Consider the following 20,147-nt stretch of genomic DNA (forward strand, 5'->3'; position numbering starts at 1 on the left):
TATACAATTCGTATCGTTTACCATTAGACAAAAAAGAACTCCATTACTAATTTAATAGTGATGGAGTTCTTTATTTAATTAATGCTTTTCTTCTTTAGCAGATTCTTCAGCCTTCATTTGGGCCTCAATATCTGAAATTGTATATGCACCATTAAGTGAGTTATCAGCCATAGGACCTGTCTTCTTAGGTTCCATGTGGTTGTACTTAGCCATACCTGTACCAGCAGGGATAAGTTTACCAATAATAACATTTTCCTTAAGTCCAAGAAGTGGATCATTCTTACCTCTGATTGATGCATCAGTAAGAACTCTTGTTGTTTCTTGGAAGGAAGCAGCTGACAAGAAACTGTTTGTTTCAAGAGATGCCTTAGTAATACCAAGCAATACTGGACGTCCTGTAGCAGGAATACCACCGTTAAACAATGTCTCACGGTTGTGATCTGTAAATTGAGAAATATCCATTAATTGACCTGGTAATACATCAGTATCACCTGGATCAAGGATTCTGATCTTACGTAGCATTTGTCTGATCATAACCTCGAAATGCTTATCAGAAATATCAACACCTTGCATACGGTAAACTTTTTGAATTTCCGCAAGTAGATAGTTTTCTGTTGTTTGAACGTTTGTAACCTTAATCAATTCCTTAGGATCGATTGAACCTTGTGTCAACTTGCCACCACGATCAACGTGATCGCCTTCAGCAACAGCGACACTTGATGTATAAGGAACACTATAAGATCTAGTATCAATAGCACCTTCAACCGTGATTTCCTTAGTATGTTCTGCAGGGTTTTCATCGATGGCAGTAATTGTACCGTCAACCTCTGAAATAATTGCAAGACCTTTAGGGTTTCTAGCTTCAACAACTTCTTGAACACGAGGAAGTCCTTGTGTAATATCGTCGCCACCAGCAACACCACCGGTATGGAAGTTACGCATAGTCAATTGTGTACCTGGTTCACCGATTGATTGAGCAGCAACAGTACCAACTGCCTCACCAATTTCAACTTCTTCACCAGTAGCCAAGTTACGACCATAACATTTCTTACATACACCGTGTTTTGTATCACAAGTAAATGCAGAACGGATTGTTACTTCCTTAACACCAGCATCAATGATCTTTTGTGCCAATGTTTCGTCCATAAGAACGCCACGAGCAGCAAGAACATCACCAGTTTCGGGATCTTTAACAGTCTTTTGTGTATAACGTCCAACAAGACGGTCATACAATGGTTCGATCATATCTGTACCTTCCATGATTGAACTTACAAGAAGTCCACGGTCAGTACCACAATCCTCTTCACGAACAATAACATCTTGAGCAACATCAACTAGACGACGAGTCAAGTAACCTGAGTTAGCTGTCTTCAAGGCCGTATCAGTCATACCTTTACGAGCACCGTGGGTTGACATGAACATTTCCAAAACAGATAGTCCTTCACGGAAGTTAGAAATAACAGGGATTTCCATCATACCACCATTAGGGGCAGCCATAAGTCCACGCATACCTGCGAGCTGTGTAAAGTTTGAGATGTTACCACGGGCACCAGAGTCCGACATCATTGAGATAGGGTTTGTTGGATCAAATGAATCAATTAGTAATTGTTGAATTTCGTCTTTAGTATCATTCCATACACTGATAACACGATCATGTCGTTCATCATCAGTGATAAGTCCACGACGGAATTGCTTAGAAATTGAAGCAACTTGTTTGTGGGCCTTTTCGATGATTTCAGGCTTTTCAGTTAAGTTAGGAACATCTGTAACACCAACTGTTAATCCAGAGATAGTACAGATTGTGTAACCTAATTCCTTCATATCATCAAGTAATGATGAAGTTCTTTGAACACGATAAACCTTGAATACTTTGGCAATGATATCTGACATGTAACCACTCTTGACTGGGTCTACAAGATCCATTTCATCAAGACGTTTGTTGATGTCTTCACCTTTACCTAAGAAGTACTTATCAGGAACACCGTTTTCCAAGTTATCATCAGTTGGTTCGTTCAAGTATGGGAAATCTTCTGGAAGAATTTCGTTGAAGATAACCTTACCAACACTAGTCATAATAATGCTATCGCGTTGCTCATCAGTAAATGGCTTGTTTGGCATTGATGATACAGCCAAACCAATACGTGTATGGTAGTGAACATCACCATTAAGCAATGCAGTTTGAACTTCGTTTGAATCTCTGAAGATCTTACCTTCACCAGTCATATGTCTTGTTTCAATTGTTAAGTAGTAGTTACCCAAAACAACATCCTGTGATGGTGTAACGATAGGCTTACCATCTTTAGGAGCAAGGATATGGTGAGCAGCAAGCATAAGCATACGTGCTTCAGCTTGAGCTTCATCTGATAGAGGAACGTGAATGGCCATCTGATCACCATCAAAATCGGCATTGTAAGCTTCACAGGCCAATGGGTGAAGACGGATCGACTTACCATCAACCAATACAGGTTCAAAAGCTTGAATACCAAGTCTGTGAAGTGTAGGGGCACGGTTAAGTAATACTGGACGTTCTTTAATAACGTCTTCTAGTACATCCCAGATATCGTCATCTTGACGATCAATCTTTCTTCTAGCATTTTTAACGTTAGAAGCAATTTCACGTTTAACTAATTCGTGCATTACGAATGGCTTGAATAATTCCAGAGCCATTTCACGAGGAAGTCCACATTGATAGAACTTCAATGTAGGACCAACGTCGATAACAGAACGACCAGAGTAATCAACACGTTTACCAAGTAAGTTTTGACGGAAACGTCCTTGCTTACCTTTAAGCATATGTGATAGTGACTTCAATGGACGGTTACCAGGTCCTGTAACAGGACGGCCACGACGACCATTATCGATCAACGCATCAACAGCTTCTTGGAGCATTCTCTTTTCGTTTTGAACGATGATATTAGGAGCATGTAGATCTAACAATCTCTTCAAACGATTATTACGGTTAATTACACGACGGTACAAGTCATTCAAGTCAGAAGTAGCGAAACGGCCACCTTCTAGTTGAACCATAGGACGTAAGTCAGGTGGGATAACGGGAATAGCTTCCATTACCATCCATTCAGGCTTGTTACCAGATTTTTGGAAAGCACTAATAATATCCAAACGTCTAATAGCACGTGTACGTTTCTGACCTTGTGCAGTCTTCAATGTTTCACGTAATTCTTTAACTTCGGAATCCATATCAACTTTGCTGAGAAGTTCTCTGATACCTTCGGCACCCATTTTGGCAACAAATTTATCACCGAATTCTTCACGCTTCTTACGATATTCAGATTCTGTAAGTAGTTGTCTTTGTTCTAGGTCTGTATCGCCTGGTTCAATAACAACATATGAAGCAAAGTAAATTACTTCTTCAAGGTTTCTTGGAGTCATGTCCAATACAAGTCCCATACGTGATGGAATTCCCTTGAAATACCAGATGTGTGTAACTGGTGCAGCTAATTCGATATGAGCCATACGTTCACGACGGACCTTTGAACGTGTAACTTCAACACCACAGCGGTCACAAACGATACCCTTATAACGGATACGTTTGTATTTACCACAGGCACATTCCCAGTCTTTAGTTGGTCCAAAAATTCTTTCGTCGAATAGACCATCTTTTTCTGGTTTCAAAGTACGGTAGTTGATTGTTTCAGGTTTCTTAACTTCTCCATAAGACCAGCTACGAATCTTGTCAGGAGATGCTAAACCAATTTGCATACTTTCAAATTTATTAACGTCTATCAAAAGGTAACCTCCCTAAATCTAAATTATTACTATTTTTCTGATTTAGTACTTTGTGATTCGGCTGATTGTTGTTCTTCAAGCTTTTTAGCTTCTTCTTCAGCACGTTTTTGTTCTTGTTGTTTAGCAAACTTAGATAGAGCGTCAATACTTACCGTATCTTCATCTTCGTCCATATCTCTAAGTTCGATTTCTTTGTTATGAGAGTCAAGAACCTTCATATCAAGTCCCAAAGCTTGTAATTCTTTAACCAGAACACGGAATGATTCCGGAACACCTGGCTTAGGAATACTTTCACCCTTGACAATAGCTTCGTAAGTCTTCACACGACCAACGATATCATCTGACTTGTATGTCAAGATTTCTTGAAGTGTATAAGCAGCACCATAAGCTTCAAGTGCCCAAACTTCCATTTCACCAAATCTCTGTCCACCAAATTGTGCTTTACCACCAAGTGGTTGTTGAGTAACTAGTGAATATGGTCCGATTGAACGAGCATGTAACTTATCATCAACCATGTGGGCTAATTTCATGTAGTACATGACACCAACAGCAACACGGTTCTTGAATGGTTCACCAGTACGTCCATCATAAAGGATCGACTTACCATCTGAATCCATATCAGCTTCTTTAACAATATCCCATAATTCATCATCTTGAACACCATCGAAAACAGGTGTAGCAACGTGAATTCCAAGTTTTCTAGCGGCCATTCCTAAGTGAAGGTCTAGAACTTGTCCGATATTCATACGAGATGGAACACCCATTGGGTTCAATAGAATATCTACTGGAGTACCATCGGGCATATATGGCATATCTTCTTGAGGGACAACGATCGAAACGGTACCTTTGTTACCATGACGTCCGGCCATCTTGTCACCAACTTGAATCTTACGTTTTTGAGCGATGTAAACACGAACTAACATGTTAACACCAGGGTCTAATTCGTCGCCGGCTTCACGAGTAAATACCTTAACATCTTGGATAATACCGCCACCACCATGTGGTACACGAAGTGAAGTATCACGAACTTCACGAGCTTTTTCACCGAAAATAGCATGTAATAGACGTTCCTCGGCTGATAATTCTGTAACACCTTTAGGTGTAACCTTACCAACTAAGATATCTCCGTCACGTACTTCAGCACCAACACGGATAATACCAAACTCATCAAGATCTTTAAGTGATTCCTCACCAACGTTAGGAATCTCACGTGTGATCTCCTCAGGTCCAAGCTTTGTATCACGTGCTTCTGATTCGTACTCTTCAATATGGATTGAAGTATAAGCATCTTCACGTACAAGTTTCTCTGAAAGCACAATGGCATCTTCGTAGTTGTACATGTTCCATGTCATGAAAGCAATAAGTGGGTTTTGACCAAGAGCTAATTCACCATTTTCCATAGCAGGACCATCAGCGATAATATCGCCAGCCTTAACTACTTCACCCTTGCGAGCAATAGGTCTTTGGTTGTAACTCTTACCGTTATTTGAACGACGGAATTTTGTAACTTTATATTCATCAGTTGTACCATCATCATCACGTTTGATAGTGATCTTTTTAGCATCAACATAATCAATCGTACCAGCATGCTTAGCAAGTAATGCAGCACCAGAATCGTGGGCGGCAATATATTCCATACTTGTACCAACAAGTGGAGCATGTGGATTGATCAAAGGAACAGCTTGACGTTGCATATTAGCACCCATCAAGGCACGGTTAGAATCATCGTTTTCCAAGAAAGGAATACATGCTGTAGCAACTGAAACTACTTGCTTAGGTGAAACATCCATGTAATCGACTTTTTCAGGTGTTGTTTCAATATTGTCATCTTTGTGACGAGCCAAAATTGTGTTATCAACAAATGAACCATCATCGTTCAATAGAGTATTAGCCTGAGCAACAATATAGTTATCTTCTTCGTCAGCTGTTAAGTAATCGATCTTATCTGTAACTTTATGTGTATCCCATGAAACACGACGATAAGGTGTTTCGATGAAACCGTACTTATTAATAATGGCATAACTAGCCAAGTTATTGATAAGTCCGATATTAGGACCTTCGGGAGTTTCAATTGGGCACATACGACCATAGTGAGTATAGTGAACATCACGGACTTCATATCCGGCACGGTCACGAGTCAAACCACCAGGTCCAAGAGCTGATAGACGACGTTTGTGTTCTAGCTCACCAAGTGGGTTAGTCTGATCCATGAATTGTGACAATTGTGATGAACCAAAGAATTCCTTGATTGAAGCTACAACAGGTCTAATGTTGATCAATTGTTGAGGTGTAACAGTTGATGAGTCTTGAATTGACATTCTTTCACGTACAACACGTTCCATACGTGACAAACCAATACGGAATTGGTTTTGAAGTAATTCACCGACTGAACGAATACGACGGTTACCCAAGTGATCAATATCATCGGTTGTACCAACACCTTCTCTAAGGTTCAAGAAGTAGTTGATTCCAGCTAAAATATCAGCAGGTTGAATTGTACGAACATGTTCGTCAATGTGACCATTACCAATTAAGTTAACGACTTTTTCGTTATCATTTTCTGAATAGATCTTAATTGATTGAATAGTAATAGGATCTGTCAAGACACCTTCGTCTGATGGTTGAAGTGTAACGGTCTTGAAATCGTCACGGTCAAGGTATGGGCTAAGTTTGCTCATAGCATCGCGATCTAATAATGTATCCTTAGCCAAAATAACTTCGCCTGTGTCAGGATCAGCTAATGTTTCAGCCAATGTCTTATTCAATAATCTTGTCTTAATGTTGAGCTTCTTGTTGACTTTGTAACGACCAACAGGAGCCATATCATATCTACGTGGGTCAAAGAATCTAGCATATAGCAATGAACGAGAACTATCTGCAGTCTTTGGTTCACCAGGACGGAGTCTTTCATAAACATCCTTCAAGGCTTCTTCAACACGCGAATCACTTTCATCCTTATGTACGTCTTTTTCAAGAGTAAGATTCAAAGTGTCATTTTCACCGAAGATATCAAGAATTTCAGAATCAGCACCGAAACCTAAAGCTCTGATCAATTCAGAAATAGGCAACTTTCTAGTTCTATCAATTCTTACATATCCAAGGCCTTTAGCATCTGTTTCAAATTCTAGCCATGCACCACGGTTAGGAATAACTGTTGTACCGTAGTTAACACGACCGTTTTTGTCAGTATCATCATTGTAATAAATACCAGGTGAACGTACTAATTGAGAAACAATAACACGTTCGGCACCATTGATAATGAAAGTACCTTGTTCTGTCATTAATGGGAAGTCACCGAAGAAGACATCTTGTGTCTTGATCTCACCAGTTTCGTGATTAGTTAACTTCAAAGTGACATGCAATGGTGCTGAGTAGTTAGCATCATGTTGTCTTGCTTCTTCAACAGTATATTTAGGTTCTAGTAATTTGTAGTCAACATATTCCAATGAAAGATTTCCAGCAAAATCATCAATAGGCATAATATCGTCAAACATATCTTTTAGTCCTTCATCTAAGAACCAATTATAAGAATTTGTTTGGATGTCTATTAAATTTGGCAGTGGAAGTACTTCCTTGATCTTTGCATAACTACGACGAACACGGTGTGCACCATAATTAACGTTATGATAAGTCAAATTTTTCACCTCAACATATAATTTGTTCAAAATATAACGCCGTCCTAATATTACAATTGTGTTACAAATTGCAAGAAAACGGTTTACAAACCGGTTTTTAGGCAAAAAAAAACCAAAAATAGAACTGAATCTATTTTTGCTTTTTCTTATTACGGCATAACCACGGACAATAGATCGCGGCTTACGTTTTGAACTTTAAATCTCATAAAAGAATATTACTCGCAATCATTATCATTGTCAATAGTCAAGCTCTTTTTAATGAGTTAATGATTTGCCAGCCTTGGTTGTAGTCTTAGCTTTTTTAGCAGCGACACTGATCGATAGTTTACCTTGCTTCGAACCAACCTTGATCGTATCACCTTCGTTGACCTTGTTCATCAGCAACAATTCACTGACTGGATCTTCGATCTCACGTTGAATAGTTCTTCTCATTGGACGAGCACCATATTCTGGATTATATCCGTCCTTAACTAAATCACTAAATGCCGATGGAGAAATAACTAGTTTGATATTTCTCTCTTCTAGACGTTTAGCCAAATTACTACTCATAATCTTGGCAATTGCCTTAAGTTGATCCTTATCAAGTGCCTTGAAAACAATCGTTTCATCAACACGGTTCAAAAATTCTGGTCTGAAGAATTTTTTCAATTCAATATTGATACGATCTTGCATTTCCTTGAAATCGTCGTGAACATCCTTAGCACCAAATCCAACTGACTTATCATCTTGTAATGCACGAGCACCCAAGTTAGAAGTCATGATGATAATCGTGTTTCTAAAGTCGACTTTACGACCTTTGGCATCAGTCAAGATACCATCATCTAATACTTGTAGCAATAGATTGAAGACATCTGGATGTGCCTTTTCAACCTCATCAAGTAAGATTACTGAATAAGGCTCATTTCTAACCTTCTCAGTCAATTGTCCACCTTCGTCAAATCCAACATAACCAGGTGCTGAACCAATTAACTTAGACGTACTGTATTGTTCCATGTACTCTGACATGTCAACACGAATCAAATTATCTTCTGAACCAAACATTACTTCCGCAATGGACTTAGCAAGTTCAGTCTTACCAACACCAGTAGGTCCAAGGAACATAAATGAACCAATTGGACGGTCAGGATCCTTCATACCACTTCTGGCACGACGAATTGCACGTGATACAGCTCCAATAGCCGCATTTTGTCCGACAACACGCTTGTGTAGCTCACGTTCAAGGTTTAATAGACGTTCGCTCTCTTTACGAGTGATCTGTTTAACTGGAACACCAGTCCATTCAGCAATGATTTCAGCAATATCATCGACCTTAACAACTGGTTTCTTAGAACGGCCATTGTTTTGGTCTTCTTTGATCTTAGCAATTTTTTCTTGAATATCTTGTTCGTGCTCACGAATCTGAGCAGCCTTTTCAAAATCTTGATCCAAAATTGCGTCATTCTTATCGTTGATAAGTTGCATTGATTCATTAGTTAATTTTTCAAGATCATTATTCTTAGACACATTGTGGATACGCACCTTAGCTGAAGCCTCATCCATCAAATCAATCGCCTTATCAGGCAAAAAACGATTTGTTAGATAACGTGATGACAACTTAACGGCAGCTTCAATCGCTTCGTCGGAAATCGTCAAACCATGATGTTGTTCATATCTTGGACGCAAACCTTCAAGAATCTTAACTGATTCTTCTTCAGTAGGCTCCTCGATGTGTACTTGAGCAAAACGACGTTCCAGCGCCGTATCTTTTTCAATGTACTTTTGATATTCATTCAATGTAGTAGCACCGATCAATTGCAATTCACCACGAGCAAGTGCTGGTTTCAAAATATTAGAAGCATCGATGGCACCTTCAGCACCACCAGCACCAATCAATGTGTGCAATTCATCGATGAATAAAATAACATGTTTGTCTTTGTAAATTTCTTCGATGATTTTCTTTAATCTATCTTCAAACTCACCACGATACTTAGTACCGGCAACTAATGAGCCCATATCAAGCATCATGATACGTTTATTTTGCATATCTAGTGGAACATCCTTGGCAACGATTGCGTTGGCCAATCCTTCAGCGATAGCAGTCTTACCAACACCAGGTTCGCCAACTAGAACAGGATTGTTTTTTGTTCTACGACTAAGAATCTGAATAGTACGTTCAACTTCTTTCTCACGGCCGATAACAGGATCGATTTGATTTTCAGCAGCGATCTTAGTTAAATCACGTGCTAAGGAATCAAGTGTTGGTGTCCCAGCGACTTCTTTTTTCTTTTGACCTTGTCCAATACCTCGACGAGTTGTCTTGTTAGACATTCCCATCTTGTTCAATAGTAGACTCTTTGTCTTTGTGAGACTTAATCCCAAATTAGATAAAATACGATTTGCCAAATTATCAGCATCATCCAAGATAGCCAGTAGAATATGTTCAGTACCAATACGACTCGTATTGTACTGATTTGAAATTTCTTCGGAACTAGCGAGAATTGTTTGTCCCTTAGGCGAATAAGGAAGGTAAATTCCCTTTGCGGTATTAGATGAAACATCACCATAGCCAGTCAGATGTTCGATTTCTTCTTTGACATCCTTGTCGCTAACAGCTAAGTCTCTTAAAGTAATACCGGCGATACCATCATTTTCCATTGTTAGACCTAATAGAATATGTTCAGTACCAACAGCATTATGATGAAATGTTTTAGCTTGATCTTGGGCCAAAACAAGTGCGTTCTTTGCGCTTTCGGTAAATACTTTGTCCATGATAACTACCTCGACTTATAAATTCTTTAGTGTAGAAAGTATAATTCTGTTGTGTAAAAATGCAAGTGATTAGCTTAATTACTCTATAAAACCACTTATCCCACAAAAAAGTTTGATTTCTATCTTAACATTAATATAATTTTTTTTGTACCAAAGTTACTTATTTTCAAGATAAATAACTTTCTATTGCTATTATCCCACAATCTGAACTTTGACATTACTAAAGAGCACAAACAAAAGAGATCATCCACTTCGTATAGAAGTCGATGATCTCTCTTTAATTGTTTTGAATCGGGAAAACAAGATTCGAACTTGCGACCCCCGCGCCCCGAACGCGATGCTCTGCCAAGCTGAGCTATTTCCCGATAGCTCCATGAATAATGAAGCGGAAGACGGGATTCGAACCCGCGACCCCCACCATGGCAAGGTGATGTTCTACCACTGAACTACTTCCGCATAATGCCGACTAGAGGATTCGAACCTCCGACCCCCTGTTTACAAGACAGGTGCTCTGCCAACTGAGCTAAGTCGGCATCAGTATAACACTTAGTGTAAACCTAATTCAATATCATAAATATCGAAATACGGGTGAAAGGACTTGAACCTTCATGTCCATAGGACACTAGAACCTAAATCTAGCGCGTCTGCCAATTCCGCCACACCCGCAAAGTGTTAATGATACTATGAAAACCACTAAACTTGTTTAAAAGTTTAATGGAGGATACAGGGATCGAACCTGTGACCTCCTGCTTGTAAGGCAGATGCTCTCCCAGCTGAGCTAATCCTCCATGTGTCGTGTAACAAACAACTATATTATTATACCCAAAATACACAAAAAAAGTCAACGATAATTCGTCAACTTTTCGAAAAATATCATATTTAGTTAATTGGTTATTCTGTTTCCGACTGCGGTTACAAAATATTTCATCTGCCGTGGGGACCGGCTCGAGCCAAAATACGGTCTCGAACCTCGACTTGAAGCTTTGCTTCGCAAATCTCCCAGCTCGTCCCGTGGTGTAAGAACGGATAATTTACCGTTCTAACGCCACCTTCACGGCTGATGAAATATTTCTCCACCTTCGTCTAATACTTAGCAGTAATTTAGATATGCTATCCAAACTAATATTACGTTCAGGATATATAGCCGGAGATCAAAAGTGATAAGACAGCTGTGATAGTTCTGTAAGACGGGGTTTCACCGTCCTACAGAACTGGACGACTTTTGAAATCTGCGGTCTATGCAGAGTTCAAAAACGAGACCTCAGACCGCACTATGGCTGAGGTCGGTCCCACAGCAGTCTTATCACCTTTTGATTGTAGGCGAAGAAGCGCTATTACTCGTTATTACTATTATCTTCAGGCTTCATAGTAGGGAAAAGCACAACATCACGAATTGTTGGTGCATCTGTCAATAACATAACTAGACGATCGATACCAATTCCTAGTCCACCTGTTGGTGGCATACCGTATTCCAATGCTTCAACATAATCATCATCGATACCTTCAGCTTCATCATTACCTTCGGTTCTTTCAGCAGCTTGAGCTTCAAATCTTTGACGTTGGTCAATTGGATCATTCAATTCAGTAAAGGCATTACCATATTCATGTCCTAAGATATACAATTCAAATCTATCAGTGAAACGTGGGTCTTGTTTATTCTTCTTAGCAAGTGGTGAAACTTCGATTGGATAACCATAGATAAATGTTGGTTCTTTGATCTCATCTTCGACAAATGTTTCAAAGAATTCACTAATGATGTGTCCAACTTGCCAATATTTTTCATAATGAACATTGTTGTCATCGGCTAATTTACGAGCTTCATCAACTGTCATTTCTTGAGTGAAATCAATCCCAGTCTTTTCTTGAATAGCATCGACCATTGATACACGTTTGAATGGCTTGCCTAAATCAACATCTTCACCTTGATACGTAATTTCAGTTGTTCCAAGAGCTTTTTGAGAAGCATGTCTGATGATCCCTTCAGTTTCATCCATTACATCATTGAAATCAAAGTATGCAGCATATGTTTCAAGTGATGTGAATTCAGGACTGTGTTGTGTATCTAATCCTTCATTACGGAATACACGTCCAATCTCATAGACACGTTCAAATCCACCAACGATAAGTCTCTTCAATGGTAATTCAAGCGCAATTCTCAAATACATATCTTCATTTAGAGCATTGTAATGAGTAATAAATGGCTTGGCATTAGCTCCACCAGCTTGGGCATTCAAAGTAGGTGTTTCAACTTCCATGAAGTCTTCACCATCTAAATATTCACGTACAGCTGAGATGATTTTTGAACGTTTCTTGAAACGGTCGAAACTGTCTTGGTTAGCAATCAAGTCAAGATATCTTTGACGATACTTTTGTTCAACATTTGTTAAACCATGGAATTTGTCAGGCAATGGGCGTAATGACTTAGCTAGCATAGTTACCTTAGTAGCTTTAACTGTCAATTCACCCATATCAGTCTTCATAACATGTCCTTCGATACCTAAGTTATCACCGATATCTGAACGTTTGAAGATATGATAATTCTCTTCACCGACTTCGTCTTTACGCACGTAAATCTGAATCTTACCGCTTCTATCCTTGATATCAGCAAATCCAACTTTACCCTTACCACGTTTAGTCATCATACGACCTGCAATGATAACTGGTGTATTTTGTTCTTCCAAAACATCCTTAGCCTCTTCGCTATATTTGTCTTGAAGTGTTTGCGTCAAGTCAGTTCTGACAAAACGTGAACCGTATGGATCTACACCTTCATCATATAATTCTTGAAGTTTTTCACGTCTAACCCGTAGTTGGTCATTCATGACTCTTGTTTTCTTTATATCTTCTTTAGTTGGTTGCTTCTTATTATTTTCGTTACTCAAAATTTTTCCCCTGTCTACGAAATTTTTGAAGATCTGGCTTCTCGTTGTTCGTAACTTTCAACAAATTGATCTAATGTGTCAAAAACTTCATGAATTGAATTTTCATTCATCACTTTAGCACGAGTTCTGACTGCATGGGGAATCCCCTTTAGATAATATGCTGCCTGTTGACGAAATTCTGGAACACCGACGTGCTCACCTTTTAAGTCTACCAGACGTTCGAGTTGAAGTTTAGCTATATTCACTTTTTCTCTGACAGTTGGATCAGGTAATATGTCCCCCGTTTCAATATAATGCTCCATGGCATTGAGCTTCCATAAGTTACCAAGTACGGCTCGGCCGACCATAGCAGCATCTGCACCAACTTCTTCAATCATGAACTTAGCATCTTGAGGCGTTCTGATGTCACCATTTCCCATGAAGGGAATGGTTAGTTTTTCTGCAACATCATGTAAAATATCCCAGTTGGCATGTCCATTATAGAATTGTGCTCTCGTACGTCCATGCATAGCAATGGCAGAAGCCCCAGCCTCTTGCGCCGCAAGTGCATTCTCAACAGCATACAAATGGTCCTCATCCCAACCGGTCCTCATCTTTACAGTGACCGGCTTATCAATGGCGGAACTAACCGCATGGACCATTTCATATACTTTGTCTGGATCTAATAGCCAACGCGAACCAGCATCATTTTTCACCACTTTTTTGACCGGACATCCCATGTTGATATCAATTATATCAGCAGCGGTGTTTTCAGCAACAAACTTAGCGGCATTAACAAGTGAATCCTTATCACCGCCAAAAATTTGAATACTGACTGGGTGTTCTTTTGGATCAACGAACAACATATTCATTGTTTTTTCGTTATGATACTTGATTCCTTGATCACTGATCATCTCACAAACTACTAATCCAGCACCGAATTCACGAGCAGTCAGTCTGAATGACGAGTTAGTGATTCCGGCCATTGGAGCAACAACAATCTGATTAGGTATCGTCACGTTGCCTATTTTCCATTCCATACCGTCTACCTCAAGAGAACTTCTTACATTTTTATTTACAACTTGACATGATAACAAATTTTACATTTAATTGGCAAACATCATTACTTTTTTTCAGAAATTATCTTTTGCAACTCTGCTTCATTAAATTGATATTTGTTCCCACAAAACTTGCAGACAGCCTCTGCTCCATGGTTCTCATCAATCATTGCTTGTAATTCATCAGTTGCTAATGTAGCAAGTGACTTTGAAAACTTTTCTTTTGAACAGTCACACTTGAATTGAATTGGCATCGTGTCGAGGATCTTCATGTCGATTCCGTTCATCAATTTGTTCATAACTTCTTCATTACTCAATCCTTCGTTCAGCAAGGTCGAAAGATTAGGGACAATTTTTAAATTGTTTTCAATTTTGTCAATATCAGTATCTCCAGCACCTGGAAGTGTTTGAATTAAGAAACCGCCCGCAGCACCCACTGTTTCATTGGGTTGCACGAAGACAGATACACCGATAGCTGAAGGAATCTGTTCTGACTTGGCCATATAGTATGTAAAATCAGCACCGATCTCGCCTGAAACTAATGGTACTTGACCAGTAAATGGCTCTTTTAAATGCAAATCTTTAGTTATGCTCAGAACACCCTTAGTTCCAACCGCACCTTTAACATCAATATGATGGTCGTCATTCAATGGCAAACTAACGTGATTATTTTGGATATATCCTTTAGTATCACCATTAGCATTGGCATCAACAACAATAGCACCGGCTGGCCCATCACCCACAATACGTGTTGTCAAAACTTCGTCCTCTTTAAGCGTCGAAGTGGCAACTAGGATCGAACCAATCATGGTCCGACCAAGAGCGGCAGTAGAATTGCTCCAAGTATCGTGTCGCTTTTGGACTTCCGCAATTGTTTCAGTCGCGTTCACAACATAAACTCTGAATTTACCGTCTTTGGAAACAGCTTTAGTTAAAATATCAGACATTTTTTAATTTCCTTTCCGTGAAAAAAGCGACTCGAATGAGTCGCTTCTTTGATTGATACATATTTTACTACTTATCTTCATTATTGTTATCAGAATTATCATCTTTTGATGAATCTGACTTGTTATCTGCATTGTCATCATGTTCAGAATCGTCTGATTTTTCTGATGGGAATTCAGTTTCATTCGCATCAGTATCATCAGTCTTATCTGTAGTTGACTTAACGCCTTGTTTAGCAGCATCCTTAGCATCAACAGCACGTTTTGCTTGTTCAAAAGTAGCAGCACTTTCTGATGGGAATTCTGTATTGATATCATTATCGGGCATCTTGCCGTCATTGAACAAACTCAAAATTTCCTTTTCGTTAAGTGTTTCATACTTCAATAGAGCTTCAGCAATTAGTTTATGTTGTTCACGATGGCTTTCGATGATTTCTCGAGCTTGTTCGTGACCTTCATCAAGAAGACGTTTAACTTCTTGGTCAATAGCCTTAGCAGTATCTTCTGAGTAAGCAGGTATTTGACGATATCCACCACTACTAAATGGTTGTCCATCTTTTTCAAGTTGAACTGTACCTAGACGATCAGTCATACCATATTCAGTAACCATTGTACGAGCAATTTGTGTTGCTTGCTCGAAGTCATTTGAAGCACCCGATGATTGTGAGCCAAAGATTATTTCTTCAGCCGTACGTCCACCAAGTAATCCAGCAATTTGTTCTGTAAATTCTTTCTTAGTTATAAGGTTTTGATCATCCTTAGGAAGCATGATGGCATAACCACCAGCCTTACCACGAGGAACAATAGTAACCTTTCTAACAACTCGTGAATCATTTAGAACCAAACCAATAAGAGCATGTCCGGCCTCATGGTATGCAACCATGTGACGTTCTCGATCAGAGATGACACGGTTCTTCTTAGCTGGACCAGCAATAACACGGTCTTCAGCTTCGTCAATATCAGTTGGATCAATTCTTTGCTTACCACGTCTAGCAGCAACTAAGGCAGCTTCGTTAAGTAAGTTTTCAAGATCAGCACCAACGAAACCAGGAGTTGTTTGTGCTAATTGTTTCAAATCAACATCATCAGTAAATGGTTTGTTCTTGGCGTGAACTTTAAGGATAGCTTCACGTCCTTTAACATCAGGTCTACCGACAAGAATCTTACGGTCAAAACGTCCTGGACGAAGTAAAGCAGGATCCAAAACATCTGAACGGTTAGTAGCTGCCATAACAATGACACCTTCATTACCAGTAAATCCGTCCATTTCAATAAGTAATTGGTTAAGTGTTTGTTCACGTTCATCATTTCCACCACCGGTACCAGAACCACGTTGGCGACCAACGGCATCGATTTCATCAATAAAGATAATTGATGGAGCGTCCTTCTTGGCATTCTCAAACAAATCACGAACACGCGAAGCACCGACACCAACGAACATTTCAACGAAATCTGAACCAGAGATTGAATAGAATGGAACTTTAGCTTCACCAGCAACAGCTTTGGCAAGCAAAGTCTTACCAGTACCAGGAGGACCTTCGAGAAGGACACCTGATGGGATTCTTGCACCTAGAGAAACATACTTACGGGGATCTTTCAAGAACTCAACAACTTCAACAAGTTCTTGTTTCTCCTCTTCTGCACCAGCAACATCTGAAAATCTAACTTTGTTCTTCTTAGGGTCTTCAGGTTTAACTTTGGACTTACCAAAGTTCATAACACGGTTTGCACCGCCACCTTGTCCTCCACGCCCCATCATCGCAAAGATGATAAAGAAGAAAAGAATAAATGGTAGTACTAAAGTAAGAATTATTGAGATCCATTGAGATGACTGTGATTTGGCACTAGCAGTCGTCTTAACTTTCTCAGCCGAAGCGGCGTTATTAATTCTCTTCAGCGTATCATTATTGGGTAGTACGGTCGAAGTAAATTGAGTCACTTTAGATTGACTAGTAGTTTGGCTTCTATTGAAAATAGATACAGAACGTGTTGTCTCTGTAGTTTGAGCCTTCTTGTACTGACCAGTAACTTGGTAAGCACCACTAACTGGTTCAATCTTAAAGCTCTTAACCTTCCCTTGTTTCAACTGTGTAATAAATTGATCCTGACTTAGAGTTTTAGATTGATCTGAGGATTGACCACCAGCAAACCAACTTGCTGCGAGCACTAAAACTACGAAGAGCAAGATATAAAACAGGCTATTATTGATTAACCTATTTCGATTATTTTTCATATATTTCCTCCTAATTACTTAGACGTTACATATTGTAACATTGACAAGCATTAACACAATAATAATTGTACCGCTAACTTAATTATTTTGTACTATAAACATCTGGCTTCAAGACACCGACATATGGCAAGTTGCGGTAGTGTTCGTTATAGTCCATACCGTACCCCACGACAAAGGCATCAGGTATCTGTACACCGATATAATCAACCTTTACGTGCTTGATTCTACGAGATGGTTTATCCAAGAATGAAACCAACTTGATAGAATTAGCTTCACGAGTCTCAAATAGTTTAACCAAACGATCCAATGTATATCCTGTATCGATAATATCTTCAACGATAACTACATCGCGTCCTCTTAATGAAGTATCTAAATCTTTAATAATTCTGACATCACCCGTTGTAGTAGTATTTTCACCACCATAACTAGAAACATCCATGAAATCATATTCCATAGGAATATCAACATGCTTGATCAAATCCATCATAAACATGGCTGCTCCACGCAGAATACAGACAAAAAGTGGATTCTTACCTGCATATTCCTTAGTTAGTTCCTTTCCAAGACGCTCATTTGCTTTAGCGATTTCTTCTTCCGAAACTAATATTTTTTCAATATCCGAATTCATTTCTATACCTCATCCTCAAAGTCGATTTTCAAAAAGTAATTACCTTTTTTTAAATAATCGCTTAATTTATAAATTTTTTCAACCCAAACTACCTGATTATCGAATAATATCAAAGGAATTTTGTTTCTTTGGTATTCTGGAATTTTTTCGTTGATAAATCTTTTGCTTAACTTTTGATGTCTGCCATCAGAAATTAATAGTTTATCACCATTACGGCGATTACGTAATGTTATTTTATCAGGTATCTTGTCTGTGATGATCATTGCTTCATCTTGAGAACATTCTTTTAATAGAAATCTTTTGTTATTAACTGAAATTGGTTCTCCAACTTTAATCGCATAACTATAATCAATATTGTCAGTTTTATCTGACAGTATGAAGTCATTGTATGTGCGAATAAATTTCCAGCCATATTCTAAATCGATAGAAGCATTAGGATTATCTCCCAATATAACGGTAATTATTTGTTCCACCTGTTTATTGCTGACAGGAATATCCAAGTTACGAGTGAAGAATTCACCCCAGAATAATGTCTGTTGGTTTTCATCCAATACCTCTAGTGGTTTCAGTCTTCCTTCGATTTTGTGACCATCGATTTTCACTTTCATATTCACTTGAATGGCTTGAAATTGCGAAACCGCCAAATTTATCAACGCAGTTAGTTGTTGATCAAACAATCTGAAATGAGATAACATCTGTCCATTTTCTTTTTGTAACTCCGGAAAAATATTATTTCGTAATCTATTACGCATAGTTATATTCTCAAAGTTCGTCTCATCTTGAACATGATCTATATCATGTTTTTTTGCATAAGTTCGTAATTCTGACTTAGTAAAATCTAATAAAGGTCGAACGAGTTGACCATTTTCAAACGAACGCTGTTGCCGCAAACTAGTAACTTCATAGACATTTCCAGAGCGGATCATCTTCATTAGGATATTCTCAGCCATGTCATTGGCATGATGAGCAGTTAATAACGTATCATAATTATCTTTGTCCATTATATTAGCAAAGTATTGATAGCGAAACTCACGGCCAGCCGCTTCCATACCCACTTCATCATCCGGTTGATCAGTCCATTTGGTGGTATAAAATTTATAAGATTTTTTTTGACAATGCCGTCTTAAAAATTCCACTTCAGTTGCACTATCTGGACGCAGATCATGATCAACATTGATGACTGCAAATGAATCTTTATCAACTATTCTAGCAATCAAATCCAATAGAACCATCGAATCAACGCCACCAGAAACAGCGACAAGTAGTCTCTTAGTATGATATTTTTTTAAAATTTTTCTAACAGTTCCTAGTAACTTTGTATCTAATTCCACATTTGACCTCCAAAGTCCCTGAAATAAAAAAAGCTGAGACAATCGTCACAGCTCTTATTTTGTTCTATTAGTTTTTATTAACTTCTACGGCCACCACGGCCACCACGTTTGCCTTCAGTATTCTTGCGAATAACGCTCATTCGTTCTTCGCTTTCTTTCATGAATCCTGACATCATGTCATCAAAAGTCTCAACTGGTTTGTGTTGTGGCTTTCTTTCACGGTGTTGGAATTTAGGCTTTCTTGGTTGTTCTGTAGCTTGTTTAATTGAAAGTGCAATTTTGTGATCTTTATCGTTAAGAACTAAAACCTTTACGGTATCGCCGACTTTAAGTACATCGTGAATGTCTTTAACGTAGCCATTAGCAATTTCACTAATGTGAACCATTCCGCTTTGTCCTTCACCTAGGTCAACAAATGCCCCAAAATTTGTAATTCCAGTAACCTTACCTTCTGTTTTAGCTCCTACTTCAACTGTCATCTAAATATAATAGTTCCTTCCCCTATTTTTGAATCGCATTAACATTATCCGGCAAATTGTAAACTAACTCGCCAGGCTTAGAGTACATATATTTTTCCCGAATATATCTCTCTAAGTAATTCTTATCTTTTAGTTGATTTATTTCTACTTTCAAGTCACTTTGAGTGGCTTTTTGCTTGTTAAGCTTTTTTTGACTGACTTCAATACTCTGTGCAGTCGATGTATATGTCATATGTGCACTGATGATCTGAAATCCCAAAGTAAACAAAACAATAGCAAACATAACACCAATAGCAACTAGTCGCCGTTTATGAACTTTTTTTTCAAAGTCACTGCGACCAGGTTTTGTAGAAGTTTTTTGTTGCTTCGGTTCAAGAACTGAAACATTGGAATTTGCTAATTTACGTACTTCCATGCCACTACTCCCCTAGAAATTATTACTTTGAGTATAACAATTTTAGAGAATGTTTTGAACCTGTTTTG

Annotated in this window: 11 protein-coding genes and 5 tRNA genes; all 16 read right to left on the reverse strand. The window is 38.7% G+C overall.

The genetic code is table 11. The features are described from left to right. Positions 1-78: 78 nt before the first annotated feature. Positions 79-3,747, reverse strand: coding sequence for a DNA-directed RNA polymerase subunit beta' (rpoC, locus tag EKM68_RS01770; protein WP_125587947.1), 3,669 nt, complete (start codon positions 3,745-3,747; stop codon positions 79-81). Between the two features lie 29 nt (positions 3,748-3,776). Further along, positions 3,777-7,382 (reverse strand): DNA-directed RNA polymerase subunit beta, encoded by a 3,606-nt coding sequence (gene rpoB, locus EKM68_RS01775; RefSeq protein WP_125587948.1) that lies wholly within the window; start codon positions 7,380-7,382, stop codon positions 3,777-3,779. 255 nt (positions 7,383-7,637) lie between these two features. After that, positions 7,638-10,130 (reverse strand): ATP-dependent Clp protease ATP-binding subunit, encoded by a 2,493-nt coding sequence (locus EKM68_RS01780; protein ID WP_125587949.1) that lies wholly within the window; start codon positions 10,128-10,130, stop codon positions 7,638-7,640. A gap of 291 nt (positions 10,131-10,421) precedes the next feature. Next, a tRNA-Pro gene (locus tag EKM68_RS01785) sits at positions 10,422-10,495 on the reverse strand. Positions 10,496-10,514: 19 nt separating this feature from the next. After that, a tRNA-Gly gene (locus EKM68_RS01790) sits at positions 10,515-10,586 on the reverse strand. Positions 10,587-10,590: 4 nt separating this feature from the next. Then, positions 10,591-10,663 (reverse strand) — tRNA-Thr (locus EKM68_RS01795). A gap of 50 nt (positions 10,664-10,713) precedes the next feature. After that, positions 10,714-10,796: transfer RNA gene (locus tag EKM68_RS01800), tRNA-Leu, on the reverse strand. A 49-nt stretch (positions 10,797-10,845) separates the two neighbouring features. Further along, positions 10,846-10,918 (reverse strand) — tRNA-Val (locus EKM68_RS01805). A 546-nt stretch (positions 10,919-11,464) separates the two neighbouring features. Further along, the gene (lysS, locus tag EKM68_RS01810; protein ID WP_125588076.1) at positions 11,465-12,952 is read right to left on the reverse strand and encodes a lysine--tRNA ligase; all 1,488 of its coding nucleotides are present in this window, start codon (positions 12,950-12,952) and stop codon (positions 11,465-11,467) included. A 74-nt stretch (positions 12,953-13,026) separates the two neighbouring features. Beyond that, the gene (gene dusB / locus EKM68_RS01815; RefSeq protein WP_125587950.1) at positions 13,027-14,031 is read right to left on the reverse strand and encodes a tRNA dihydrouridine synthase DusB; all 1,005 of its coding nucleotides are present in this window, start codon (positions 14,029-14,031) and stop codon (positions 13,027-13,029) included. An 83-nt stretch (positions 14,032-14,114) separates the two neighbouring features. After that, positions 14,115-14,996: an Hsp33 family molecular chaperone HslO gene (hslO, locus tag EKM68_RS01820; protein ID WP_125587951.1), complete on the reverse strand. Its 882-nt coding sequence runs from the start codon at positions 14,994-14,996 to the stop codon at positions 14,115-14,117. 67 nt (positions 14,997-15,063) lie between these two features. Next, the gene (gene ftsH, locus EKM68_RS01825; protein ID WP_125587952.1) at positions 15,064-17,226 is read right to left on the reverse strand and encodes an ATP-dependent zinc metalloprotease FtsH; all 2,163 of its coding nucleotides are present in this window, start codon (positions 17,224-17,226) and stop codon (positions 15,064-15,066) included. 82 nt (positions 17,227-17,308) lie between these two features. Beyond that, positions 17,309-17,854 carry a hypoxanthine phosphoribosyltransferase gene (hpt, locus tag EKM68_RS01830; RefSeq protein WP_125587953.1) on the reverse strand — a complete coding sequence of 182 codons (546 nt, stop codon included), beginning with the start codon at positions 17,852-17,854 and terminating at the stop codon, positions 17,309-17,311. Between the two features lie 2 nt (positions 17,855-17,856). Next, positions 17,857-19,185: a tRNA lysidine(34) synthetase TilS gene (tilS, locus tag EKM68_RS01835; protein WP_125587954.1), complete on the reverse strand. Its 1,329-nt coding sequence runs from the start codon at positions 19,183-19,185 to the stop codon at positions 17,857-17,859. 77 nt (positions 19,186-19,262) lie between these two features. After that, positions 19,263-19,664 (reverse strand): S1 domain-containing RNA-binding protein, encoded by a 402-nt coding sequence (locus EKM68_RS01840; protein ID WP_125587955.1) that lies wholly within the window; start codon positions 19,662-19,664, stop codon positions 19,263-19,265. 22 nt (positions 19,665-19,686) lie between these two features. Then, positions 19,687-20,079 carry an FtsB family cell division protein gene (locus EKM68_RS01845; protein WP_125587956.1) on the reverse strand — a complete coding sequence of 131 codons (393 nt, stop codon included), beginning with the start codon at positions 20,077-20,079 and terminating at the stop codon, positions 19,687-19,689. Between the last annotated feature and the right edge of the window lie 68 nt (positions 20,080-20,147).

The sequence above is a fragment of the Companilactobacillus jidongensis genome (assembly GCF_003946575.1).
Taxonomy (GTDB): Bacteria; Bacillota; Bacilli; order Lactobacillales; family Lactobacillaceae; genus Companilactobacillus; species Companilactobacillus jidongensis.